24 protein-coding genes are annotated in these 24,909 nt (G+C 37.4%); 13 read left to right on the top strand and 11 right to left on the bottom strand.

Translation table 11 applies throughout. The features are described from left to right. Positions 1-51: 51 nt before the first annotated feature. Positions 52-900 carry a helix-turn-helix domain-containing protein gene (locus DKG77_RS04145; RefSeq protein WP_109660462.1) on the bottom strand — a complete coding sequence of 283 codons (849 nt, stop codon included), beginning with the start codon at positions 898-900 and terminating at the stop codon, positions 52-54. A 173-nt stretch (positions 901-1,073) separates the two neighbouring features. Between DKG77_RS04145 and DKG77_RS04140 the strand changes: the two genes are divergently transcribed. Next, positions 1,074-1,595, top strand: coding sequence for a PAS domain-containing protein (locus DKG77_RS04140; protein WP_109660460.1), 522 nt, complete (start codon positions 1,074-1,076; stop codon positions 1,593-1,595). 19 nt (positions 1,596-1,614) lie between these two features. Here DKG77_RS04140 and pyk read toward each other — a convergent pair whose 3' ends face one another. From pyk to DKG77_RS04115, 5 genes are all read right to left on the bottom strand, one after another. Then, positions 1,615-3,057, bottom strand: coding sequence for a pyruvate kinase (gene pyk / locus DKG77_RS04135; protein WP_109660458.1), 1,443 nt, complete (start codon positions 3,055-3,057; stop codon positions 1,615-1,617). A 2-nt stretch (positions 3,058-3,059) separates the two neighbouring features. Beyond that, positions 3,060-3,524: an IPExxxVDY family protein gene (locus DKG77_RS04130; RefSeq protein WP_109660456.1), complete on the bottom strand. Its 465-nt coding sequence runs from the start codon at positions 3,522-3,524 to the stop codon at positions 3,060-3,062. Between the two features lie 106 nt (positions 3,525-3,630). Beyond that, positions 3,631-4,374 (bottom strand): ribonuclease III, encoded by a 744-nt coding sequence (gene rnc / locus DKG77_RS04125; RefSeq protein ID WP_109660454.1) that lies wholly within the window; start codon positions 4,372-4,374, stop codon positions 3,631-3,633. 10 nt (positions 4,375-4,384) lie between these two features. Then, positions 4,385-5,635, bottom strand: a complete 1,251-nt coding sequence (gene fabF, locus DKG77_RS04120; protein ID WP_109660452.1) for a beta-ketoacyl-ACP synthase II — start codon at positions 5,633-5,635, stop codon at positions 4,385-4,387. Positions 5,636-5,734: 99 nt separating this feature from the next. Beyond that, positions 5,735-5,968: an acyl carrier protein gene (locus DKG77_RS04115; RefSeq protein WP_010519573.1), complete on the bottom strand. Its 234-nt coding sequence runs from the start codon at positions 5,966-5,968 to the stop codon at positions 5,735-5,737. 162 nt (positions 5,969-6,130) lie between these two features. On the opposite strand from DKG77_RS04115, the gene purN reads away from it, so the two are divergent. The 4 genes from purN (at position 6,131) to DKG77_RS04095 (ending at position 10,299) form a co-directional block, all read left to right on the top strand. After that, on the top strand, positions 6,131-6,706 hold the full coding sequence (gene purN, locus DKG77_RS04110; protein WP_109660450.1) for a phosphoribosylglycinamide formyltransferase: 576 nt from the start codon (positions 6,131-6,133) through the stop codon (positions 6,704-6,706). After that, positions 6,696-7,331, top strand: coding sequence for a ribonuclease H1 domain-containing protein (locus tag DKG77_RS04105; RefSeq protein ID WP_109660448.1), 636 nt, complete (start codon positions 6,696-6,698; stop codon positions 7,329-7,331). Before purN ends, DKG77_RS04105 begins: the two co-directional genes overlap by 11 nt. Before the next feature lie 97 nt (positions 7,332-7,428). Beyond that, positions 7,429-8,355, top strand: a complete 927-nt coding sequence (locus DKG77_RS04100) for a PfkB family carbohydrate kinase (protein WP_109660446.1) — start codon at positions 7,429-7,431, stop codon at positions 8,353-8,355. Between the two features lie 45 nt (positions 8,356-8,400). Then, a complete protein-coding gene (locus DKG77_RS04095) occupies positions 8,401-10,299 on the top strand; it encodes an amidophosphoribosyltransferase (protein WP_109660444.1) in 1,899 nt (632 codons plus the stop codon). Positions 10,300-10,967: 668 nt separating this feature from the next. Here the strand turns inward: DKG77_RS04095 and DKG77_RS04090 are convergent. Then, positions 10,968-11,576, bottom strand: a complete 609-nt coding sequence (locus DKG77_RS04090; RefSeq protein WP_109660442.1) for a superoxide dismutase — start codon at positions 11,574-11,576, stop codon at positions 10,968-10,970. A gap of 117 nt (positions 11,577-11,693) precedes the next feature. On the opposite strand from DKG77_RS04090, the gene DKG77_RS04085 reads away from it, so the two are divergent. The 4 genes from DKG77_RS04085 (at position 11,694) to DKG77_RS04070 (ending at position 20,271) form a co-directional block, all read left to right on the top strand. Further along, positions 11,694-14,795, top strand: coding sequence for a UvrD-helicase domain-containing protein (locus tag DKG77_RS04085; RefSeq protein WP_109660440.1), 3,102 nt, complete (start codon positions 11,694-11,696; stop codon positions 14,793-14,795). A gap of 11 nt (positions 14,796-14,806) precedes the next feature. Continuing rightward, complete coding sequence (gene kbl / locus DKG77_RS04080) at positions 14,807-16,009, top strand: glycine C-acetyltransferase (RefSeq protein WP_109660438.1); 1,203 nt, start codon at positions 14,807-14,809, stop codon at positions 16,007-16,009. A gap of 104 nt (positions 16,010-16,113) precedes the next feature. After that, complete coding sequence (locus DKG77_RS04075) at positions 16,114-17,472, top strand: OmpA family protein (RefSeq protein ID WP_109660436.1); 1,359 nt, start codon at positions 16,114-16,116, stop codon at positions 17,470-17,472. A 69-nt stretch (positions 17,473-17,541) separates the two neighbouring features. After that, on the top strand, positions 17,542-20,271 hold the full coding sequence (locus DKG77_RS04070) for a PD-(D/E)XK nuclease family protein (RefSeq protein ID WP_109660433.1): 2,730 nt from the start codon (positions 17,542-17,544) through the stop codon (positions 20,269-20,271). On the opposite strand, the gene DKG77_RS04065 is transcribed toward DKG77_RS04070, so the two are convergent. Further along, on the bottom strand, positions 20,272-20,982 hold the full coding sequence (locus DKG77_RS04065; RefSeq protein ID WP_109660431.1) for an SDR family oxidoreductase: 711 nt from the start codon (positions 20,980-20,982) through the stop codon (positions 20,272-20,274). It abuts the gene before it with no gap. Positions 20,983-21,429: 447 nt separating this feature from the next. On the opposite strand from DKG77_RS04065, the gene DKG77_RS17055 reads away from it, so the two are divergent. The 4 genes from DKG77_RS17055 to DKG77_RS04055 are packed head-to-tail and all read left to right on the top strand — an operon-like array spanning position 21,430 to position 22,409. Beyond that, positions 21,430-21,714 (top strand): SPFH domain-containing protein, encoded by a 285-nt coding sequence (locus DKG77_RS17055; protein WP_207785433.1) that lies wholly within the window; start codon positions 21,430-21,432, stop codon positions 21,712-21,714. Next, a complete protein-coding gene (locus tag DKG77_RS17050; RefSeq protein ID WP_207785432.1) occupies positions 21,714-21,986 on the top strand; it encodes an SPFH domain-containing protein in 273 nt (90 codons plus the stop codon). Before DKG77_RS17055 ends, DKG77_RS17050 begins: the two co-directional genes overlap by 1 nt. A 24-nt stretch (positions 21,987-22,010) precedes the next feature. Continuing rightward, positions 22,011-22,184, top strand: a complete 174-nt coding sequence (locus DKG77_RS17045; protein WP_207785431.1) for a hypothetical protein — start codon at positions 22,011-22,013, stop codon at positions 22,182-22,184. Positions 22,185-22,196: 12 nt separating this feature from the next. Further along, positions 22,197-22,409: a hypothetical protein gene (locus DKG77_RS04055; protein ID WP_109660429.1), complete on the top strand. Its 213-nt coding sequence runs from the start codon at positions 22,197-22,199 to the stop codon at positions 22,407-22,409. Between the two features lie 84 nt (positions 22,410-22,493). Here the strand turns inward: DKG77_RS04055 and DKG77_RS04050 are convergent, their stop codons facing one another. The 3 genes from DKG77_RS04050 to DKG77_RS04040 all read right to left on the bottom strand — a co-directional run bounded on the left by DKG77_RS04050 (position 22,494) and on the right by DKG77_RS04040 (position 24,274). Next, positions 22,494-22,832: a hypothetical protein gene (locus DKG77_RS04050; protein ID WP_133248414.1), complete on the bottom strand. Its 339-nt coding sequence runs from the start codon at positions 22,830-22,832 to the stop codon at positions 22,494-22,496. A gap of 203 nt (positions 22,833-23,035) precedes the next feature. Continuing rightward, positions 23,036-23,230: a cold-shock protein gene (locus DKG77_RS04045; RefSeq protein ID WP_109661427.1), complete on the bottom strand. Its 195-nt coding sequence runs from the start codon at positions 23,228-23,230 to the stop codon at positions 23,036-23,038. 99 nt (positions 23,231-23,329) lie between these two features. After that, positions 23,330-24,274 carry a fatty acid desaturase family protein gene (locus DKG77_RS04040; RefSeq protein ID WP_109661425.1) on the bottom strand — a complete coding sequence of 315 codons (945 nt, stop codon included), beginning with the start codon at positions 24,272-24,274 and terminating at the stop codon, positions 23,330-23,332. Positions 24,275-24,909: the final 635 nt, after the last annotated feature.

Below are 24,909 nucleotides of genomic sequence, written 5' to 3'. Positions count from 1 at the left end.
AAGGCAGGGTGTTGTTAGTAGTAATTTCCCGACCGCTTGCCCAAGTTTCCCTTAGGCCGAAATAGGCAAGGTTTCTCTGTACTCTGAAGGTGTCTTTTGGGTCATTTTCTTAAAAAAACGACTGAAATGTGCTGGATCGTTGAATCCCAGATCAAAGGCAATTTCCTGATTTTGCTTATCTGTAAAATGAATAAGTCTTTTTGCTTCCAAGGCCAAACGTTCCAAGATAATTTGTTGTGGGGATTTTTGGTTATAGATTGAAAAAAGATTGGATAAGGTCTTTGGTGATTTAAATAGCATTTCTGCATATTCACTCACTTTTCGTTTGGTTTTATAATGAATATCCACGAGATAATTGAACTTTCTAATGGTGTCTACTTGTTCGTTATTAAGCGCTTTGACTATATGTTGTTCCTTGGCCAAACGGGTACTCATGATTATCAATCGCTTCAAGAGCATTTGAAGCATATCACCCTGAATGTTGTCTGGGGTAGAGAACTCTTCCAAAAACACTTCGAACCATACATTGAACTTTCTTAGTTGGTCATCTGGTATAGAAATTATTGGTAAATCTTGAGTGCCAAAAAATAGGATGCCATTACAAGAGACCTCACTATCATGATCAGAAATACAATAAAACTCTCTATTGAAAAGAATTGCCGAAAGCGGTAAATTGGTTTTAGAAAAGGAAATATTTTGTAAATATGTGACCGTTACCATCTGGTTGGGCATAAGCTTTAAAACCATATCATCCACAACAAATTCTATGGGTTCATCATTCCTGTTCCATAAAAACTTGATGGTATTGGAAGTTATGGAGAAACGATCATTATCCTTTCTGATGTCATTGGTCAACCCTAAAATTGCGCCCAATTTAAGGTCCTTATATTCGTGTCTCATATAGGTTTGCCTCCTTGTTTATTGTTTAAAAATGCTGCTTTTCCCAGAATTAGTCCTATTATCTTGTTGATGCTTACACCTATTTTAAAACCAATTTTATGGTATTTCTTAAACAAGAGTGTTAATGTTTTGGCCAGATTTTAGCGGTTTTAAAACTTTTTATAGTATTGGGCATGGAAAAGATGAAATTTTATGATGAGGCGGTAAACAATTTCTATAGCAAACAAGAAATAAACAGCTATCCCGTAAGCGCCCTTGATATATATGCACAACGCTTTGCCAAAGTGTGTAAAAATCTTCAGGATGTGAAAAGTCTAAGCGATTTGGCACAAAAAGAAAAATGGAAAAATAATATGTCTTTCCGAAATGAAATCCTGGACAAAGAACACGTCGTTGTAGTAACCGATACCAATCTAAATATTGTTTACACCTCTCAAAACATGTATCAAATGAACGGTTATGTTTCTGACGAGGTTATAGGAAAAAAGCCGAAAATGTTTCAAGGCAAGGAAACCTGCAAAAAAACTGCCCAACAAGTTTCACAAGCTATTAAAAGAAAAGAACCCTTTGAAGTTATTTTGCTCAACTATAGGAAAAATGGTTCTCCTTACAAATGTTGGATCAAAGGTTTTCCAGTTTTTGATAAAGCAGGTAAGGTGGTAAACTTCATCGCTTTTGAAAAGGAAGTTGCCTAAACCTTATTAGCAACATTTTCTAAAAAGAGCAAGTTTCTATTTCGGTAATACGCAAGGTATTCACCATTCCTTTTTCTTTTATTGGCATAGCAGCTAAACTTATAAGCATATCCCCTACATCCAAAAATCCTTTCTTACAGGCTATTTGGTTTACATCTTCAATGGTCTCGTCTGTAGAAACATATTTATCATAGTAGAATGCTTTTACTCCCCACAACAAATTTAATTGAGTCAAAATCCTTTTGTTTGATGTAAAAACCAGAATATGGGCACTTGGCCGCCATGCAGATATTTGAAATGCGGTATATCCACTATTGGTAAGTGTTGAAATTGCCTTTGCCTGAATTTCGTTTGCCATTGTTGCGGCATGGTAACAGACTGATTTAGTGATGTATCTTTTAGTTCGGATATGAGGTGGAGTTTGCGGAACATTTATTAAATTGGAGCCTTCCACACTGGTTAAAATACTTGACATTTTTTCAATTACCTGAACCGGATAATTCCCCACAGAGGTTTCACCAGAAAGCATTACAGCATCAGCACCGTCCATCACAGAGTTTGCAACATCATTCACCTCTGCACGTGTTGGAGTAAGGCTGGTAATCATAGTCTCCATCATTTGCGTAGCAATAATCACTGGAATTCTAGCCTTTTTTGCGCGCAATACCAATTTCTTCTGAATTAGAGGTACTTCCTGTGCAGGAACCTCTACACCCAAATCGCCCCTTGCTACCATTAAGCCATCACAATACGCAACAATTTTGTCAATATTATCCACCGCCTCTGGTTTTTCAATTTTGGCAATAATTGGAATTTTATGCTCCGAGTGTTTGTTAATTAGGTTCTGTAAATCTATAAGGTCTTGACTATGGCGTACAAAGGAAAGAGCCATCCAATCCACTTCTTGCGAAATGGCGAATATGGCATCTTTAATATCTTTTTCGGTCAAGGCAGGTAATGAAATATCCGTATTGGGAAGGTTGACCCCTTTTTTAGATTTTAGCGGTCCCCCTTGTATTACTGTTGCCTTTGCTTCATCCTTTCCGTTCGTGGATTTAACTTCAAAAATTAATTTTCCGTCATCCAACAAAATACGCTCACCAGGTTTTACATCTTGAGGGAAGGTTTGGTAATTCATATAAACCTTTTTCGCTGTTCCTTCAAAAGGCTCTCCAGTAGCAAACGTAATTTCATCTCCTGGTGCAACCACAGCTTCTCCTCCCATAACACCAACTCTAAGCTTTGGCCCTTGTAAATCTGCAAGTATAGATGTGTTAACGCCTAGTTCTTCGTTTAAATCCCGTATCATTTGAATGCGTTCTGCAACATCATCATGGGAAGCATGTGAAAAGTTTATTCTAAAAACATCCACTCCTGCTTCCATCATCTTTTTAAGGACTTCCCTCTTACTCGTGGCAGGACCCAGGGTCGCTACAATTTTTGTCTTCTTTCTAGTTGGCATTGCTAAAAGATTAGGTTTCTTTTTGATTTTAAAGTTTGTGTCTCCAACGAATAGGCTGTTACAACTTTTGGTATTTTGTTTATGAATTTTACTTGTTCTTCAAGTTTCAATTGGTCTCCAGCATCAATTTTTAAAAAATAATCCACTTCCTTTTGCTCTTTTATTAAATGGCTTGTTCTTAAAGAAGTGTTGTTCTCAAAAAGACCATCAGACACGATGATCTCTTCAAATACACATTTATTGGAAATTAGGGTCCAACACATATCGTTCATTTCATCGTCCCATTCAAATACCGAAAATGAAAGGTTTTTGTTAAATTTCAAATCCTTTTCCATTCTTTTTAAATGAAGTTGACAGCTGGAATTAATGGCATAGGTCATAGCATAATCCTCCATGCCACTATGTATGGCGATGAGTTGAAAATTATCATCATAAAAGTCTGCTGATATTTTATGCGTCGTTGACATGGCATTAACACGAACTGTAAATATACTCTTAATACAATTGCCAGCCTAGCTGAAATGGGACAATGCGCTTTTGAGAGCCTACGAAAACGTTAGAGTTTGCCTTTATTTAAAGTTGTTCATTTTCAATTTTGCTCTGTAATGCAAAATATGCCCTTCTTGAAGCTTTTTCTTCCGCTTTCTTTTTAGAAGTTGCCCTGGCCTTGGCAAGTATTTTTTCTCCTATGGTAAGTTTCACCGCAAAATGTTTTAATTCATCATTTCCTGTGTCCTCATACACGTCATAATTAAACGACTTTTTTTGTTTTTGACACCATTCTATGACCAAGCTTTTATAACTGATAACCCTGCCTTCCAATTGTTCAATGTCTACATATGGTTCTATAACTCTTTCATTGATAAACCTCTCGCAATAGGTATAGCCCTTGTCTAAATAAATGGCCCCTACCAAAGCTTCAAATACGTTTCCATGAATGTTTTCTCCAAAATGTGATTTGGGAATCCTGCTTTCAACATGGTGCAAAAGTTCTAGGTCTTTTCCCAATTCGTTAAGATGCTTTCTGCTTACAACCTTTGAGCGCATCTTGGTAAGGTAACCCTCGTCCCCTTCTGGGACTTCGTTGTAAAGGTGTTTTGAAATAATCGTTCCTAGCATTGCATCTCCCAAAAATTCAAGTCTTTCATAATTCATGGGGTTGCCTTCAGCGTCTCTTTTGTTTACAGAACGATGAAGAAATGCCTTTTTATAAATTTCTATATCCTTGGGCTTGAAACCGAGAATTTTCTTAATTCCCAAAAAAAATTCCCCATCCGTTTTCGGTGGGGAATTGAATATTTTGGAAGTAAATCTCATCTCTACAAAACTACCCTAATTTCTTGAACAAAATACAGGCGTTATGACCGCCAAAACCAAAAGTATTGCTCATTGCCACATTAACTTCTCGTTTCTGCGCTTTATTAAGAGTTAGATTGAGTGAAGAATCGATATTTTCATCTATTGTACTATGGTTTATGGTTGGAGGCACAAGATCGTTCTCCATTGCCAATATAACCGAGATAGCCTCAATAGCACCTGCTGCACCCAACAAGTGCCCGGTCATAGACTTTGTTGAATTAATATTTATATTCTTGGCATGATCTCCGAAAACTTTAGAAATGGCTTTGAGTTCTGCCACATCTCCTAAAGGTGTAGACGTTCCATGGGTATTTATATGGTCTACATCTTCAGGTTTCAGTCCTGCATTTTCCAAACAATTCTTCATTACCTCAACAACACCAACGCCTTCTGGATGTGGAGCTGTCATATGATGTGCATCGGAAGATAATCCTCCTCCTAGAACTTCAGCATATATCTTTGCTCCCCTGGCCTTGGCATGCTCGTATTCTTCTAAAATTAAAGCACCTGCTCCTTCTCCCAGAACAAAGCCATCTCTGGTTCCGTCAAATGGTCTTGAAGCTGTTTCTGGGCTTTCATTTCTGGTCGATAGTGCGTGCATGGCATTAAAACCACCCATTCCGGCAATAGTAACCGCTGCTTCACTTCCTCCTGTAACAATTACATCGCAATACCCTAAACGAATTGAGTTTAAAGCATCGAACATAGCATTTGCAGAAGAAGCACATGCGGAGACCGTTGTATAGTTTGGCCCCATAAATCCATGTTTTATGGAAATATTGGCTGGCGCAATATCTGCTATCATTTTAGGGATAAAGAATGGATTAAACCTTGGGGTTCCATCGCCATCAGCAAAGTTTAAAACTTCTTGCTGAAAGGTCTCCAACCCTCCAATTCCTGCGCCCCATATTACACCTACGCGCAACTTATTTACCTCATCCAGATTTAATTTAGCATCTGCAATGGCCTCATCTGAAGAAACCAAGGCATACTGAGCAAACCTGTCCAGTTTCCTAGCTTCTTTTCTATCAAAAAAATCTTGAGGGTTATAGCCTTTCAGTTCACAGGCAAATTTGGTCTTGAACTTCTCAGTATCAAAATATGTTATGGGAGCACATCCGCTTTTACCATTCTTTAGTCCTTCCCAATAAGCCCCTAAATTGTTCCCAATGGGTGTTAACGCACCCATTCCGGTAACTACTACTCGCTTTAACTGCATTGAACTATTATTTTAACCTTTAGAACCTAAATTAAAAAAAATATCCATGTGATGATCATCACATGGATAATTTAAAGTCTTTAGTAAAATATCATAAAATTACTTCGCTTCTTCTATATAGCTAATGGCTTGACCAACAGTTGCAATGTTCTCTGCTTGATCATCAGGAATTTGAATATCAAATTCTTTTTCAAACTCCATGATAAGTTCAACAGTGTCCAAGGAATCCGCACCTAAATCATTGGTAAAGCTAGCTTCTGGCACTACTTCATTCTCATCAACACCTAGCTTATCAACGATGATAGCCTTTACTCTTGATGCAATGTCTGACATAATTATATCGGTTTTAAAAATTTAATCGTTGGCAAAAATATAAAACTTTGGATTAAATACACCATTTGTCGATAAAATGTGACTCAAATTACACATCTTATGCTCCATAATATTACTTTAGCCTTCTAAATATAGGCCCATAACCATAGTAGAACTCCCTAAATGAAGCAAATCGTAATTTTAGCCTCGGGTAGCGGTTCAAATGCCGAAAATATTATCTCTTTCTTTAAAGAAAAGGGCTCAGCAGAGGTTTCTGCAGTATTTACCAATAAAAAAACAGCAGGTGTTTTAGAGCGCTGCGATAGACTCAAGACAGCCGCTTTTTATTTTAACAGGACAGCATTCTCAGATTCTGATGGTTTTGTTAAACTTTTAAAAGGGTTAAACCCAGATTTAATCGTTTTAGCTGGTTTTTTGTGGAAAATTCCAACTTCGCTACTAAAAGCTTTCCCAAATACCATTATCAACATTCATCCATCACTGTTGCCCAAATATGGTGGAAAAGGTATGTACGGTGCAAAAGTTCATCAAGCTGTTAGAGAAAATTTAGAATCAGAAACAGGTATTACCATACATTATGTCAATGAAAATTATGATGAAGGAGCTATTATATTTCAGGCTAAAACAAGAGTAGAACCATCTGATGATGCAGATTCCATAGCCAAAAAAGTACATGAACTTGAATATGAACATTTTCCAAGGGTAATAGAAAAACTTCTTTTGAAGGATGGCAAATAAGAGAAAATTCTATGTGGTCTGGAAAGGCAAGCGTCCTGGCATTTATGAAGCTTGGGCAGATTGCAAGGCCCAAATTGAAGGGTTCAAAGGAGCACAGTACAAATCCTTTCAAGATTTTGCCGAAGCAAAAAAAGCCTTTAACAGCAATTATTTAGAGTACAAAGGAAAATCCAAAGGAAAAAAGGAACTGTCCCCAGAGGAATTGTTGAAAATTGGAGAACCCAATTACAATTCGATTTCCGTAGATGCTGCTTCGAGCGGAAATCCAGGAAAAATGGAATATCAAGGGGTAGATACCAAAACCAAAAGAACACTTTTTAAACAAGGGCCTTTTGAACAGGGAACAAACAACATAGGGGAGTTTTTGGCACTGGTCCATGGATTGGCCTTTTTAAAAAATAACAAAAGTTCCCGCGTTCTTTATTCAGATTCTAGAATTGCAATGGGTTGGGTAAGAAAAAAAAAGTGCGGCACCAAATTGAAGAAAAATGCCAAAAACAAAGTCGTCTTTGAACTTATTGAACGTGCCGAGCAATGGTTAAAACAGAATTCCTACAATACTCCCATAGCAAAATGGGAGACAAAGGCCTGGGGAGAAATTCCTGCAGATTTTGGAAGAAAGTAAATTAGGTTTTGCGCAATTGAATTGCATTTTTCTTAATTCTATCATCTGTTATGATAAATGGAATATCTAAGTGTATATTTGCAGCAAATTTACATAAATGGGCAAATTGCTTATTGTTGGGAGTATGGCTTTCGATGCTATTGAAACCCCTTTTGGCAAGACAGGTAAGATATTGGGAGGAGCAGCTACCTTTATAGGCTTGGCAGCAGATCAGTTTAACGTAGAGTCTGCTATTGTTTCGGTTGTTGGTGATGATTTCCCACAGACTTATTTAGATATTTTTACGGATAGGAATATAGATATCTCAGGAGTTGAAATCGTTAAGGGCGGTAAAACATTTTATTGGAAAGGAAAATACCATAATGACCTTAATTCAAGGGACACCTTGGTTACCGAACTAAATACCTTAGGCGATTTTAATCCAATTGTTCCAGAAAGCTTCAAAGATGCCGATGTGGTAATGCTCGGCAATTTGCACCCCAATATTCAAATGGGTGTAATCAATCAAATGGAAGAACGACCAAAACTTATCATTTTGGACACCATGAATTTTTGGATGGACAATACTTGGACAGAGTTGATCAATGTAATAAACCACATTGATGTGATAACCATTAATGATGAAGAAGCGCGGCAATTGACCAATGAATATTCCTTGGTTAAAGCAGCTGCCAAAATACAGAAAATGGGACCTAAATATGTAGTTATCAAAAAAGGTGAGCATGGAGCTCTTTTGTTCCATGATGAACATATTTTCTTTGCCCCTGCATTGCCGTTGGAAGAGGTTTTTGATCCTACTGGTGCAGGAGATACATTTGCTGGCGGATTTGCCGGCTACTTGGCACAGACAAAAAATATTTCTTTTGAAAGTATAAAGAATGCCATTATACAAGGCTCCAATCTAGCTTCATTTTGTGTGGAGAAATTTGGAACAGAACGAATGGTGGCGCTGCAGAAGCATGAAATCGACAAACGTTTGTTGCAGTTTAAAGAATTGACACAGTTCAATATTGAATTAACGTAAATAACTGCCCTGAACTATTTCGGGGCTTTTTTATTTTATATAGATATGAGTGATGCGATTAAGCACGAATGCGGAATATCACTGATCCGTTTGCTTAAACCTCTAGAGTACTACAAAGAAAAATACGGTACAGCTTTCTACGGCGTTAACAAAATGTACCTAATGATGGAGAAACAGCACAATCGAGGTCAAGATGGTGCTGGTTTTGCAAGCATAAAACTGGACATGGATCCAGGAGAGCGTTATATGAGTAGGGTGCGTTCCGCACAGCAACAACCAATACAGGACATTTTTGCCCAAATCAATGACCGCATTAATACTTCTTTGGCACAACACCCAGAATATGTAGATGATGTAGCGCTGCAAAAAAAGAACATCCCATATATAGGAGAATTGTTAATGGGCCATGTTAGGTATGGAACCTTTGGGAAAAATAGTATTGAAAGCGTTCACCCATTCCTAAGGCAAAACAATTGGATGCACCGAAATCTTATTGTTGCCGGTAATTTTAATTTGACGAACGTTGATGAACTCTTTAATAACCTTGTTACCCTTGGCCAACACCCCAAAGAAATGGCCGATACGGTAACGGTGATGGAAAAAATTGGTCATTTTTTGGATGATGCTGTTGCCAAGCTTTACAAACAAATAAAAAAAGAAGGGCATAATAAAAGAGACGCCTCACCCCTAATTGCCGAACGACTTAATGTGGCAAAAATACTATCCAAGGCTTCTAAAAATTGGGATGGTGGCTACACTATTGGCGGTTTGTTGGGGCACGGTGATGCTTTTGTGGTAAGAGACCCTGCAGGAATTAGGCCAGCTTACTACTACAAAGATGATGAGTTTGTGGTTGTGGCTTCAGAAAGACCTGTAATTCAAACTGTTTTCAACATTAAATATGAGGAGGTCAAGGAACTGGACCCTGGCCATGCAATAATCATAAAGAAAAAGGGGACTGTTCATCTAGAAGAAATACTTGAGCCCACAGAAAGAAAAGCATGTTCTTTTGAGCGGATTTACTTTTCCAGAGGAAGTGATAAAGAGATTTACCAAGAACGAAAAATGTTGGGGAAACTCTTGTTCCCAAAAATCTTGAAAGCCATTAAAGATGATTTGACAAATACAGTCTTTTCATACATTCCCAATACAGCGGAAACCTCTTTCTTTGGTATGGTAAAGGAAGCACAGAACTATCTTAATGCAAAAAAAGAGGAACAGATCTTGGCCTTGGGTCCAAAAATAACAGGTGACGAGCTTCACAAAATTTTGGAAGTAAGGCCTCGTATTGAGAAAGTGGCCATTAAGGACGCCAAACTTAGAACCTTCATTACCCAAGACAGTAGCAGGGATGACCTTGTTACACACGTATATGATATTTCCTATGGTTCGGTAAAAGAAAATGATAACCTGGTCATTATAGATGACAGTATAGTTAGAGGGACAACCCTAAAAAAGAGTATCCTAAAAATTCTTGATAGATTATCTCCTAAAAAAATAATAGTGGTTTCATCCGCTCCACAGATTAGGTATCCAGATTGTTATGGTATAGATATGGCCAAGTTAGAGGACTTTGTTGCTTTTAAGGCTGCTCAAGCGCTTCATGAAGACCACGGGACCACAAACAAAATAAAAGAGATTTACGAAAAGTGCCTGACTCAGACAGATTCAAAAGACAAGGAAGTAGTTAACTATGTTAAAGAGTTTTATGAACCTTTTACTCCCGAACAAATTTCAAAAAAGATTGCTCAAATTTTGAGTCCAAAGGGCATCAATGCAGAAGTAGATATTATCTATCAAAGTATTGAAAGTCTTCATAAGGCCTGCCCAAAAAATCTAGGAGATTGGTATTTTACAGGAGACTATCCTACCCCTGGGGGGAACAGGGTTGTAAATAGAGCTTTTATTAATTTCTACGAAGGAAAAAACCAAAGGGCCTATTAATTTGTCCTATCTAAATTAAAGTTAATGTGTGCATTTCATCGATGAAACGTGCATGTTGCCGTCTTTTTGATTCGTAGGTAAAACTCAAACCTACTTTAGTATTGCCATAGCATAAGTAGGTTAAGTTCATGGTAAGATTTGGGGCAAAAAAGGTGGAAGCTATTCCACCTTTTTTATTTTAAGTAATCCAAATACCGCACTACGTAATCCTTTTCTTTAGTAATAGTACGCTCTAACCACAAGGTTGGTAATTCAACCAAATAAAGAGGGTTTCATCTAAAAGCTTACTCACCAATCATGACCTTGGCTTACATTTGGAGGACCATAGCATAAGTAGGTTAAGTTCATGGTAAGATTTGGGGAAAGAAGGCGGAGAAATCTCCGCCTTCTTTATATTTGAACCCCAAGGATTTAACAAATTTCCGCACTGAATTATCCGCAATTTTTTTTCAAAAAATCAAAAATTTCCTCAAAAACTTTTGTTATTTCTCACAATACCAGTAATTTAGTTTTGCCATAGCATAAGTAGGTTAAGTTTATGGTAAGATTTGGGACGAAAAGGGTGAGGGCTTCCTCACCCTTTTCTATTTAGTGCATTTATAAAATAAAAAGGCCGAACACAAAATTGTGTTCGGCCTTTTTAACTTTAACAGGATTGAACCTCCTAATTATTTGTTTGCATTGTAATTTTCAGAAACTTTATCCCAATTGATTACGTTAAAAAATGCTGCCACATAATCTGGTCTTCTATTCTGGTAATTTAGATAATATGCATGTTCCCAAACATCCAATCCTAAGATAGGATGTCCTCCACACCCTGTTCCCGGCATTATTGGGTTGTCTTGGTTTGGCGTTGAGCAAACATCAACCTTCCCGCCTTTATGAACACAGAGCCAAGCCCAACCAGACCCAAACCTTGTTCCGGCGGCTGTACTGAATTTTTCTTTAAAGGCATCAAAAGAGCCAAAAGCATCATCAATGGCAGCTGCTAAATCTCCACTTGGTGCTCCTCCTCCATTTGGGGACATCACTTCCCAGAAAAGAGCGTGATTGTAAAACCCTCCTCCATTGTTTCTCACTGCTCCATTGGACATGTCCAAATTGGCCAAAACATCAAGGATTCCTTTTCCTTCTAAATCTGTTCCCGCAATTGCACCATTCAATTTAGTGGTATACCCATTATGGTGCTTTGTATGGTGAATTTCCATTGTTCTCGCGTCTATATGTGGCTCTAAAGCATCATATGCATAGGGTAATTTTGGTAATTCAAAAGCCATAATTATGTTGTTTTTAAGTTATTAATGATTCTTGTAAAAATACGCTTTTAAGACATATATTCATGCAATTCTGTGTTAAGTTCAAGTTGGTAATCCGTAATTTGCAAGAAAAACTTTTTGGAGGTTTCCAGCTTTAAAATATATAATGCATCGGCAGGCTCAGGCAAGACATATACCTTGACCAAGGAATACCTTAAACTTCTACTCTCCAATAACACTTCAACAAAATTTAGACAAATACTGGCCATTACCTTTACAAATAAAGCCGTTGGGGAAATGAAAGCCCGGATTTTGGATAGTCTTCATGCTTTTGGAAACGATAAAGAACAGGGAACATTGTTTCGTGAAATTTGTGAAGACCTTTCTTTAAGTGCCAAACAGCTTCAGGAACGATCCAGAACGGTTCTTAAAAAAATATTGCATAACTACTCGTTCTTTGAGGTTTCCACAATTGACAAGTTCAATCATAAGATCATAAAAACATTTGCTAGGGATCTTCAACTTTCACAAAACTTTGAGATCGAGCTGGATGTTGAACTGCTTTTGGAAGAAGCTGTAGGGCACTTGTTGGAAAGAGCGGGAACAGATAAACAGCTTACCGAGGTTTTACTTGCTTTCTCCCTTGAAAAGATTGATAATGACAAAAGCTGGAACATTACATATGATCTAGTGGAAATTGGAAAGCTGCTTTTTCAAGAAAACCATTCTGGGCATGTAGACAAACTCCTATCCAAATCGATCAGTGATTTTCAACAAATTCAAAAGAATATTTCGTCTCAAATAAGAGTAATTGAAAACAATGTTCTTATTGAAGCCCAAAAGGCACTTCAGGAAATTGAAAACCAAGGGTTTGATTTTTCAGATTTCCCTAGACAGACTCTTCCAAATCATTTTAAAAAAATATTGCAAAAGGAATACGGCGTTAAAGCACTTTACAACAACAAGCTGGAACAAAATTTGCTGGAACACAAAATTCTAAAAGCTACGGACAAAAGGGAAGCCACCCATTTGGCCAGCATTGTTCTGGGCATTTTTTCAATCATCAAAAAGAATCTATACAAACGCAGCTATCTCAAGAATATTTATGGCAATATAGTTCCACTCACCTTACTGAATGAAATTGCAAAAGAAATCAAGAACATTGAGGTTGAAAAAGATGTAATCCCAATTTCATCATTGAATTCATTATTGTCAAAAGAAATAAAAGACCAACCCGTTCCTTTTATTTACGAAAGAATGGGAGAAAAATACAGGCACTATTTTATAGATGAGTTCCAAGACACTTCTCAAATGCAATGGGACAACCTAATTCCGTTAATTGGAAATGCCTTGGAAAGTGAAAATGAAAAAAAAGAAAGTGGTTCCTTATTTCTTGTTGGGGATGTAAAGCAAGCCATTTATAGATGGCGGGGAGGTAGAGCAAAGCAATTCCTTAATTTAATAAACCTAAAATCGCATCCTTTTGTAGTAGAACCTAGTATCAATTCCTTGGATACGAATTGGAGAAGTTATAGCGAAATTGTCCAATTCAACAATAGCTTTTTCTCGTTCGTTGCTCCTTTTTTAAAAGGCGAAGATTATAAAAACCTTTTTTTGGAAGGGTGCGGTCAAAAAGCCAACAACAAATCTGGTGGTTTTGTACAATTATCATTTTTGGACAACAATGTCTCTGATAAAGAAGAAGCATATTGTACTGAAGTTCTAAAAAAAATTGATGAGATTGTGTTGAAAAAACATCTCTTCTCCGACATTTGCATTCTAGTGCGGGACAATAATAAAGGCATGCTTTTGGCCAATTTTCTGTCTGAAAAAGACATTCCCATTATCTCTTCAGACTCTTTGTTATTAAACAATAATGAAAAGGTTCGTTTTCTTGTTTCATTACTAAAAGTGATGGATGATATAAATGACAACGAAGCCCGCTACGAAACTTTGATGTTCTTGGCCAAAAAAGACAGGCACGATTTTATATCGTCCAACCTGGGCGTTCTGGAGGGATTGCTTGCCACTTCATATGGATTTAACTTGAACAATTTAAAAGGGCAACCCGTTTTCAACATTCTTGAAAAGGCCATCATCCAATTTGACCTATCAGCAAATGCATCCGCTTATCTTTCTTTTTTGATGGATGAAGTATTGGTAGTTGAACAAAGGGAGGGGCCGGGAATACATTCTTTTCTCAAATATTGGGAGAAGAAAAAAAACAGTCTGTCCATTGCTGCTCCAGAAAACGTTAATGCGGTTAAGATCATGACCATTCACAAAGCCAAGGGACTGGAATTTCCTATTGTAATCTTTCCTTTTGCCAATGCAATAATTGATGATAAGCGAAAGAAAAAGAAATCATGGGTACCAGCAACAGATACGGAGCAGGATTTTGGGTTAAATGAATTCCTGATCAGCACAAACCAGGAAATGTTGCATTTTAATCAGGCTACGGCAGATGTCTACATTGATGAAGTAAAAAAAACCGAATTGGACGCCATAAATGTATTGTATGTGGCATTGACAAGGGCAGAAAAAGGACTTTACATCATTTCAGAAGTTGGCAGAAACAATCCTTCTCTCCTGCATGCCTCTTCATATTCAGATTTGTTTTACTGTTACTTGCAAAACAATGATATTCCTAAAAACGACCAGGAAATATATGCTTTTGGCACATTGCTGGAAAATGATGCAACCACTACCTTGTCAACAGAAAGTCTTCATATTCCATATTTAACAAGACAAAAAGAAGACCCCGGTTTTGCCATTTCCACAAAATCCAGTCATTTATGGGATGATGAAATAAAGGAGGCCATTGAACTTGGAAATCTTATTCATTTTGCTCTTAGCCATATCATAACAAAGTATGATGTTTCCAATGTGCTTGACAAACTCAAATTATCAGGAGATGTTCCAGAACATGCCGATAAATATTTAGAAGAAAAGATACATGCAGTCGTTGGCCACCCAGAACTTGAAAAATATTTCTCCGGCGAACATCAAATATTGAATGAGCAAGAAATACTCACGATGGACGGAGGTTCATTGCGCCCGGATCGCATTGCAATAGCAAATAACCAAGCAACAATTATTGACTATAAAACAGGAAGACCATCACCATCTCACAAAGAGCAGATAATACATTACGCAAATGTGCTAAAAGAGATGGATTTTGAAATTAAACATACTATTATTGTCTATATTGATCACAAAATAAATCCCGTTTTTCTTTAAACCTAAAAACTATGTACGGAAAAATAAAAGAGCATCTTGCAAACGAGCTAGACGCCATAAAAGAGGCAGGCCTATTTAAAAAAGAGCGCATCATTACGTCTCCACAAGATGCGGTTATAAAAATATCCACAGGACAAGAGGTCATTAACTTTTGTGCCAATAATTATTTGGGGCTTTCATCACACCCTGAGGTAGTACAAGCAGCTAAGGATACATTGGACTCTCATGGTTTTGGTATGTCTTCGGTAAGGTTTATTTGCGGTACTCAAGACATTCATAAAGAATTGGAAGAAAAGATTGCCAATTTTTATGGAACAGAGGACACCATATTATATGCTGCAGCTTTTGACGCCAATGGTGGGGTATTTGAACCTTTATTGACAGCGGAAGATGCTATCATCTCAGACTCCTTGAACCATGCATCAATAATTGATGGTGTTCGCCTTTGTAAGGCCAAAAGATACAGATATGCCAATAATGATATGGCCGATCTTGAAGCTCAGCTCAAACAAAGCCAAAAAGACAGTGCTCGATTTAAAATTATCGTTACAGATGGTGTCTTTTCTATGGATGGACTCTTAGCTCCTCTAGACAAAATTTGTGATTTAGCGGACAAGTACGATGCCATGGTAATGATTGATGAATGTCATTCCGCTGGATTTATTGGTGAAACTGGGAGAGGCACCCTTGAAGAAAAAGGGGTAATGGATCGCATAGACATTATTACCGGCACTTTGGGCAAAGCGCTTGGTGGAGCAATGGGGGGCTATACAACGGGCAAAAAAGAAATAATAGAAATGTTGCGTCAAAGGTCTCGACCATATTTGTTCTCAAACTCCCTTGCTCCAGCCATTGTAGGTGCTTCTATCAAGGTTTTTGAGATGCTGGACAAAGACACTTCACTAAGGGACAAACTTCAGCGTAATACAGAATATTTCAAGAAAGGGATGAAACAGGCTGGTTTTGATATTATAGACGGTGATTCCGCCATAGTTCCAGTAATGCTGTACGATGCCAAGCTTTCCCAACAGATGGCAGATATGCTTTTAGAAAAAGGCATTTATGTAATTGGCTTCTTTTATCCTGTTGTTCCAAAGGGCAAGGCTCGCATCCGTGTTCAGCTATCCGCAGCGCATGAACAGCATCATTTAGATCAAGCAATTAGTGCATTCATTGAAGTCGGAAAAACATTGAAAATCGTTGAAATGCAGTAAATGTTCCATGTAATGCATTAAAAAAAAAGAAAAATTGATTTTGTTAATAAGTCTTAACAACTTACATTTGCTGCTGATAAACACTTAAACTTAAAATTTTGAGCATGAAACATCTTAGCAAATTATTAGTTGTTGCCCTATTAGTTTTAGGCGCTAACAACCTACAAGCGCAAGACGAGAATAATCCGTGGCAGATTAGTTTTGGGGTAAACGCAATTGACACTTATCCTACCAACGATGAGAACAACCCGTTCTCAAGTACTACATTGTTCGATGAGTACTTCAACGTTTCTGACCACTGGAACATCTTGCCTTCCGTTTCTTACGTAGCTGTATCCAAATATGTTGGAAGTGGATTTTCTGTAGGTGCAAGAGGTTCTTTAAATAGAATTGAAAACAATGGTGACCAAGCGGTTGATGATCTTTCACATTACGCTATAGATGGTACTATTAAGTACAACTTTCTTAAAAACACAACAATTGACCCATTTGCTGAAATAGGTGGTGGTTATACTTGGGTTGATGAGATCGGTGCTGGTACTGCAAATGCAGGTATCGGTGTTAACATCTGGTTTTCAGAAAACATTGGTCTAACATTACAAACTCAGTACAAGCATGCTTTTGAAGATTACTTAGTAAAGCATTTTCAGCACATGGCAGGTATCAGCATCAAATTTGGTGGAACTGATACTGACGGTGATGGAATCTATGACAAGGACGATGCTTGTCCAGAAGTTGCTGGTCTAGAAGCTTTCAACGGTTGTCCAGATGCTGATGGAGATGGTATAGAAGATAGCAAAGACAGCTGTCCTAACGAAGCTGGTTCTAAAGAAATGAACGGTTGTCCAGATGCTGACGGTGACGGTGTTGCTGATAAGGACGATGCTTGTCCTAACGAAGCTGGTCTTGCTGCTTTAGCTGGTTGTCCAGATGCTGATGGTGACGGTGTTGCTGACAAAGATGATCAGTGTCCTAATGAAGCTGGTCCTGCTGAGAACAATGGATGCCCTTGGCCAGATGCTGACGGTGATAGTGTTCTTGACAAAGACGATCAGTGTCCACAAGTAGCTGGTACTGTTGCTAACAACGGTTGCCCAGAAGTAACTGAAGAAGTTCAAAAACAATTGAACGACTATGCAAGAACTATCTTGTTTGATACTGGTAGATCTTCTATCAAAGCAGAATCTACTTCTGTAATGGTTGATATCATCACTATCTTAAACGAGTATCCTACTGCTAAGTTTACAGTAGAAGGACATACTGATAGTGTTGGTGGTGCTTCAACAAACCAAAAACTTTCTGAGTCAAGAGCTAACTCTGTAAGAGACTTCTTGATTGACAAAGGTGTTGGTGCTGATAGATTATCTGCTATCGGATATGGTGAAGACAAGCCAATCGCAACGAACAACAACAGAGCTGGAAGAGCTCAAAACAGAAGAGTTGAAATCAACTTGGTGAAATAAGAATTAGAAAACTAAGTTTTCTTTTCAAAAAAGGCCCTGCAAATGCAGGGCCTTTTTTATTTTTAGCATATGCATCAAAGTTTTCTTGAATATGTTCTGGCGGACCTAACAAAAAAAGAAATGGCCATTGAGTCATTAACCTTTATTCTTCCCAGTAAAAGGTCAGGCACTTTTCTTAAAAAACATATTTCAAACACCCTTACCAAAAACAGCTTTAGTCCAAAGATCTTGGCCATAGAAGATTTTGTTGAAGACATCTCTGGCATTACCTCCACTTCTTCAATAGACCTCCTTATACAACTCTATGCAGTGTACAAAGCATCAAAAACAATAGCATCCCATGACGATTTTAATACCTTCTTAAAATGGGGCCAAACATTGCTCCAGGATTTTAACGAAATAGATAGGTATCTAATTCCGGCCAAGGATATCCTTAATTACCTATCTGCAATAAAAGAACTCAATCATTGGTCGTTAAAAAAAGAGAAGACAACGTTAATTCAAAATTATTTACAGTTATGGGGAAGCCTTGAACATTTATATGATTCCTTTACAACTCATCTTATAGCGCAAAAGAAAGGATACCAAGGCCTAATCTATAGAAAAGCAAATGAAAACCTTGTTAGCTATTGCGAAGCTAACCAAATTGATTCTTTGGTTTTTATCGGTTTCAATGCTCTTAACACGGCAGAATCAAACATAATACAACATTTTCTCACCCATACAAATAGTCAAATTTATTGGGATATTGATTCCCATTTTCTTGAAGATACGGTTCATGATGCCGGACTTTTTATTAGAGACTATAAAAAACTATGGCCCTATTACCAAGACAAAAATCTAGCTGGAGCGCATAACACTTTTTTGTCTCCTAAAAATGTTTCTGTAACCGGGGTGCCCAAAAGTATTTCCCAAGCCAAATATGTTGGCGAAATTTTAAGGGGAATTCAGTCAAAATCCGCTAATGGACTTAAAAATACAGCTCTTGTTCTTGCAGATGAATCTTTGCTTAATCCCATTCTTCAAGCTGTGCCAAATGAAGTCAACGAGGTGAACATTACTATGGGCCTGCCTCTTAACAAAACAGTGCTGTATTCATTCTTCCTATCTTTTTTGGAATTGAATATATCCAACATAGGAAAAAGGTGGTTTTACAAAGACGTTCTAGAATTTCTATCTAACCCTTACAGCGTATCCATTTCTTCTTCACAACAAATAGACTTTGCAAAAGAAATTCCAAGAGACATAAAACAAAACAACAGGCTTCATCTCAGTTCAAAAAATCTTTCTAAGTACGTTGGAGCAAGCAAGATATTGGAAGTCATGTTCCCTCTCAAACCCATTTCGTCATTGCAATGGGTAGACAACTGCCTGTTGCTCATTCAAGACTTAAAAAAAATATTTACTGAGCAAAAGAACGCCCAGGAGCTTGAATCTTTATACCGGTTTTATACCCTGTTCAACCAGCTAAGAACTCATTTAGATTCTGCTGACTTTAGACCAGGTCTTAAATCACTTAAAAGTTTGTTTAAGCAGCTAGCGGTAATGGAAACGTTGGATTTTATAGGCGAACCTTTATCTGGATTGCAGATCATGGGTATGTTGGAAAGTCGAAATCTGGACTTTGAAACAGTCATTCTTACTTCCGTAAATGAAGGGATACTACCCTCGGGCAAATCCAATAATTCTTTTATCCCTTTTGATGTAAAACGGGAATATGGGCTTCCTACTTATAAAGAGAAAGATGCCATCTATACCTATCATTTTTACAGATTAATCCAGCGTGCCAAAAACATCCATATTATCTATAACACCGAACCGGACGTTTTAGAGGGTGGTGAAAAGAGTAGGTTGATCTCTCAACTGCTAACAGATACTAACTTTTCAAAATATGTTACACACAGCATAGCATCTCCTAAAGTTAAAATTTCGCCAACACCTGTAACCGAGGTATCTAAAAGCCAATTACTTCTAAAGGACATAGCAACCTTCGCAGATAAGGGTTTTTCACCAACTTCTTTAACAAACTACATTAGAAACCCTCTTGAATTTTATAAAAAAAATATTCTCAAAATAAATGATGTTCCAGAAGTTGAAGAAACGATAGCGGCCAACACTTTTGGCACGATAGTGCATGATAGTTTGGAAGAACTGTACCAACCACTGATCAATAAAATCCTGACGTTGGAAAACACCTCTAATTTAACAGCAAGAATCCCAGAAGCGGTAAAAACCCACTTTAACAAAAACTTACCCGGGGTTGATATTCTAAAAGGTAAATTTCTTTTGGTTTACAATGTAGTTCTAAAGTATCTACAGAACTTTATTGAACAAGAAATAGAACAACTGGAGAACCACCAAATAAAAATATTGGGATTGGAAGAACGATTTGTTGTGCAACTAAATATCCCGGAACTGGATTTTCCAATAAAACTTAAAGGCACATTGGATAGGGTTGACCTAATAGATGGTGTTACCAGAATAATTGACTATAAAACCGGAAAAGTAGAACCTAGAAATGTAAAAATTACAGATTGGCAAGAACTAATTTCTAACTATGACAAAAGCAAGGCATTTCAATTGCTGTGCTACGCATTTTTGTATTCAAAAAAGCATAATGCCAACCTTTTACAGGCTGGAATTTACTCCTTTAAAAATTTGAGTCAAGGCTTTTTACCTTTTAATTCAAATGGAACGAACATTGATCCTGATACCCTTAATACTTTTGAAGGTTATTTAAAGGGGATCATCCTGGAAATCTGCAACCCCAATATTCCGTTTACCGAAAAAAAGGTGTAACTACTTTAAATCTGGCCGTGTAGGTCTAACTTCTATTTTGCTTGGCAGTGTACGAGGATTCATTTGCAGTAAATCAACCACAAGCTTTCCAATGTCCTCAGCCTGTATTTTCCACGAATCTTTCTCAGAAGGTTCGTTCCCATTAAAATGGGTTGCTACAGAACCAGGCATTATTGTGGTTACCTTGATGTTATATTTTCTTAAGTCCAACATCGCTGCCTGAGTAAATCCCACTACACCAAATTTAGTGGCATTATATCCTGCTCCTTGGGCAAAAAAATTGGTTCCGGCCAAGCTTGCCAAGGTCATATAATACCCTTCAGATTTTTTTAATGCCTCAACAGAAGCTTTTAATGTATGAAAAACCCCATTAAGGTTCACGTTGATCATATTATGCCACTCACTTTCTTCCATTTCATCAATAGGGGCAAAATGACCTACACCGGCATTGGCCAGCACAAAATCCAGTTGCTCCCATTTCTCCAAAATCATCTGTATAGCATTCACCTCATCTGTAAGTTTAGTCACATCTGAGGATATTCCTAGAACGTTTTCCTCACTCCCCAAACTTTTTATGGCTTTGTCAACTCCATCTATACTTCTTCCACTTATAGCTACCTTCATGCCTTGCTGCAATAGCGACTTAGCTACTCCGTAACCAATTCCTTTTGTACCACCAGTTATGTAGGCAACTTTCCCTTTCAAATCCATGTTTCCTTTTTTTATTTGACGTTCTCGATTCTAAAAGTTAACAATAAAAAACAAAAGCAGAGCGAGAAAGAGTTCTAATTAGATTAATATCCATTTCTTTACCATGTTACCCACTCTTAAAACGCTTCGGAGAAGCTTAAAACACATTTTAGATTAAGTATAGTCTTTCGCAAGAGGCTAAAGTCCCCATACTTTCCTTTCCCTAGAATCACCTTTTTTCAGGGCAATAAACTCTAAAATTAACATAACCATGACCAATGGCATCTTAACTCTCCCTGGCGATATGTGATTTATGTAAGATTGGCTTTAATTAGTATAACATACTCGGGTACAGGACGTCCTATCTTTATAGTTAAACCGAATTACTATGGATAATGACCCTATGGGTGAGATAAAAAACGTATTGAAAAAGGTCAATGGAGAAGTCTGATTATTATAGCAGTATTGGTGGTATTGCTGTTGGCATTTAGACCATGGGTTCAAGTTGGTGCAGGTGAGCTAGGAGTTGTCCAGAATTTTGGTGCCGTACTGAATGAAGGAATCCATTTCAAAATACCAATAGTACAAACCGTCATCTTAATGGACGTAAAAATTCAAAAGACGATGACAGATGCTGCCTCTTCATCCTCCAACTGGCAGGATGTGGATTTATCCGTGACCCTTAATTATCACATCATACCCGATAAGGAAAACTTGGTGTATCAAACCATTGATGTACAATTCAAGAGGTAATGAAAGCGGTGTCGGCCAGATATACTGCTGAAGAATTGATTACAAAAAGACCGGCTGTTAGCACCGAAATGCAAGAAGCACTTACTTCAAGGTTGCTCGCTTCGAATATAGCGGTCGATGCTTTTTCGACTATCTCATTTTGCTTTTCCCAAACCTTTACCGATGCTATTGAGGCAAAACAAACTGTAGAACAAAACGAATTGAAGGCAAAAAGAGATCTGGACAGAATAAAGGTAGAAGCAGAACAAACCATTGCCGCCACGACAGCTTAAGTAGGGGCACTACGGTTACAAAAAATGAATATTTCACCCGACCTTATCGAACTCAGGAAGATAGAAGCAAACCTTAAGGCCATAGAAAAATGGAACGGAATTTTACCAGAGGTAACGGGTGCTGGAGCAATTCCTTTTATTGGAGTAGGTGAAGCAATAAAAAAAATGATAATAATATCATGGTATTTTAATCCATAATCCATAATTGGTATGTTCGTTCTAATTCACTTGGTTGTTGGCAGTGTTAGAGGATTTTACAGACACCAAATGATTGAAAGATATCAGTACAATTATTATTCCGATCCTCCCATGAATCTTTTGAGCAAACTAGCACACAATTGGCTCAATGGCACTTTCAGTTTAACCACTCTTCTTATTTCAGCTTCCTTGACCATTCTGCTGTTTATAATTTTCAATGCATGAATTGATTTTCTAAGAAAGGAACCCCCTTGGAATCCACTCTTTATTGGACCCAAAAATGCTATCGATAAAGATGAAACATCACTCTTAAAGGTGTTGCCCTGGCATAAGCTTTTGTAAACGTACCACGGTGGATGTTTCCTCCTTACCATCTCGCCAAATCAATACACCCTCAATAAATGAGATGATAAAATTTTCCCCAATGTATTTATCCTCATGTAGTTGATACTTTTCAAGTACAACAGACAGAACCTCATCGAAAACAACTATTTCTTCCATACCCAATGCTGCTTTGCCACAAAACGAGTATCCATTCTCAACACGCCCAAGAAAGACCCCTTCTATTTTTTTTATTTGGTTTGTTTGTTGGGTAGGGGAAATGCCCAATGAGATCAGACATATAAAAATCAACATCGTTCTCATCATTATCTTAATGTCGTTTAAAAGGTAGTTTAACTGTTGCGAATTTGGCTCAAGAACTCTCCTGCCATCCAGATATCAAGTTATTTTCAAATCTAGATCGTCAGGAATCAATGGTTGGTTTCGGTTACTGATTAAGAAAGTAATAGACAAGATGTAAAATGCCATCTTTAAGGATGGCATTTTAACTGTTCTGGAAAATAAGAGCTTTATTTGACCAATTCAACATTGACCGCGTTCATTCCCTTTTGGCCTCTTTCCATTGTAAATTTCACATTGTCGTTCTCTCGAATTTCATCGATAAGGCCACTCTGGTGCACAAAGACATCTTCTTCGGAATCCGCAGGTTTAATAAAACCAAACCCTTTTGCACTATTAAAAAATTTTACTGTTCCTTCTTTCATTACTTTATATTTATTGTTTACTAATCTATTCAATGTTTGTTTTATAATATTCATTGTTTTCTTGTGTTAAATATTGCGTCCTTATTTTGTGGAAACGGACTACATTTTCCCCAACTTGCGTAAAACACCAATATGGTCCATAATGGCACCGGCAAATGTTCTTTTTGTGTTATAGGGTATTCCATATTCCAGGGCAGTATCAGCAACGATGCCTGATATTTTTTTATAGTGTACATGACAGATATTGGGCAGCAGGTGATGTTCTATTTGATAGTTTAACCCCCCTATCAACCAGGAAAACAATCTGCTTTTGGGTGCAAAATTGGTAGTAGTGGCCAATTGATGTGCAAACCAATCTCCTTCGATTACTCCTTCTTCATCAGGTAGTGGAAATTCCGTACTGGGCATAATATGTGCCACCTGGAATATAATACTTATCAGAAGTCCTGTAACAAAGTGCATGCTAAGGAAGGCCAAGATAATTATCCATGGGGGCAATGGCACTATGAACAAAGGTATGATCAAAGCATAGGAATAATATAATAGCTTCCAGCCAATGATTTTTATAAGTTCATTTCTGAACTCATTCTTTTTATTTAAGAACCCTATTTTTCTATAGCGGCCCAATCTAATGAAGTCTTTGGTCGTTACCCATGAGACTGTGGACATGCCATAAAAGAACCATATATACAAATATTGAAACCTATGGAGTCCATTTTTTTTTGCGTGTGGAGAAAAACGAAGGAAAAATGGTGCGTTTATATCATCATCTGCGCCTTCAATATTTGTATAGGTATGGTGCAGTACATTATGTTGGATTTTCCATACCGTTGCGTTTGCACCTATTAGGTTCATGGTGTAGCCCAGGTATTTATTTACTTTTTGATTTTTGGAGTACGAACCATGATTGGCATCGTGCATAATACCCATGCCAATTCCGGCCATCCCAATTCCACTAGTTATATATAAGGCAAAAAGCAGCCATGGCCCCCCAACAGCGCCAATATTTATCAGAATAAGGGGCACAAAGAACACTGCTAGCATCAGAATGGTCTTTGTGATCATGCTCTTGTTGGCATGCTTACTGATGTTGTTTGTTTTGAAATAATTGTTCACCCTCTTTCTTAATGTCTTTGAGAAATCAGTGTTTGTTCTTTCTGAGAATCTTGGATTTTTGATACTACTAATGTTTTTGTTTTGAATCCTCCTAGCCTAAGGCTTTAAGAATCATGGATAAGCATAAAAAGCATGAGGTACACAAAAAAAATCTAATTGTGCAAACTGTGTCCCAACCACAGTCACTATACCTATGTTTAGCTTAAAATTGTTTTTTGCACTATTGCTTTAAAAAATGAAGAGAGCTGGAAAAGAATATTGAATCTGGGAAGACAAGATTAATCGGAGCTTTCCGAATTTTAACTTGACAAAGTTAACTGTAATTTGGACAATATTGCCCAATTATATGTTAAATACTGATATTCAATGTTTTACAACATAGGCTATAGATGATAAACCAAAAGCTACAATTGGATGAATATGTAGTTTATTAATATTTCTTTATAGTCTATTAATAGGGCCATTTTATGACACCGTTTTTAAAATGGAAAAGGATATTCTGATAGAGTCCCATTCTTGGTCTCTTATAGTATTCTCGTTGATTGACCTTTTGTGGGACTTAA

Source organism: Flagellimonas aquimarina, assembly GCF_003149745.1.
GTDB classification, from domain to species: domain Bacteria; phylum Bacteroidota; class Bacteroidia; order Flavobacteriales; family Flavobacteriaceae; genus Flagellimonas; species Flagellimonas aquimarina.
The sequence above is the reverse complement of the archived record's forward strand: the minus strand, read 5'-3'. Positions and strand labels throughout refer to the sequence as shown.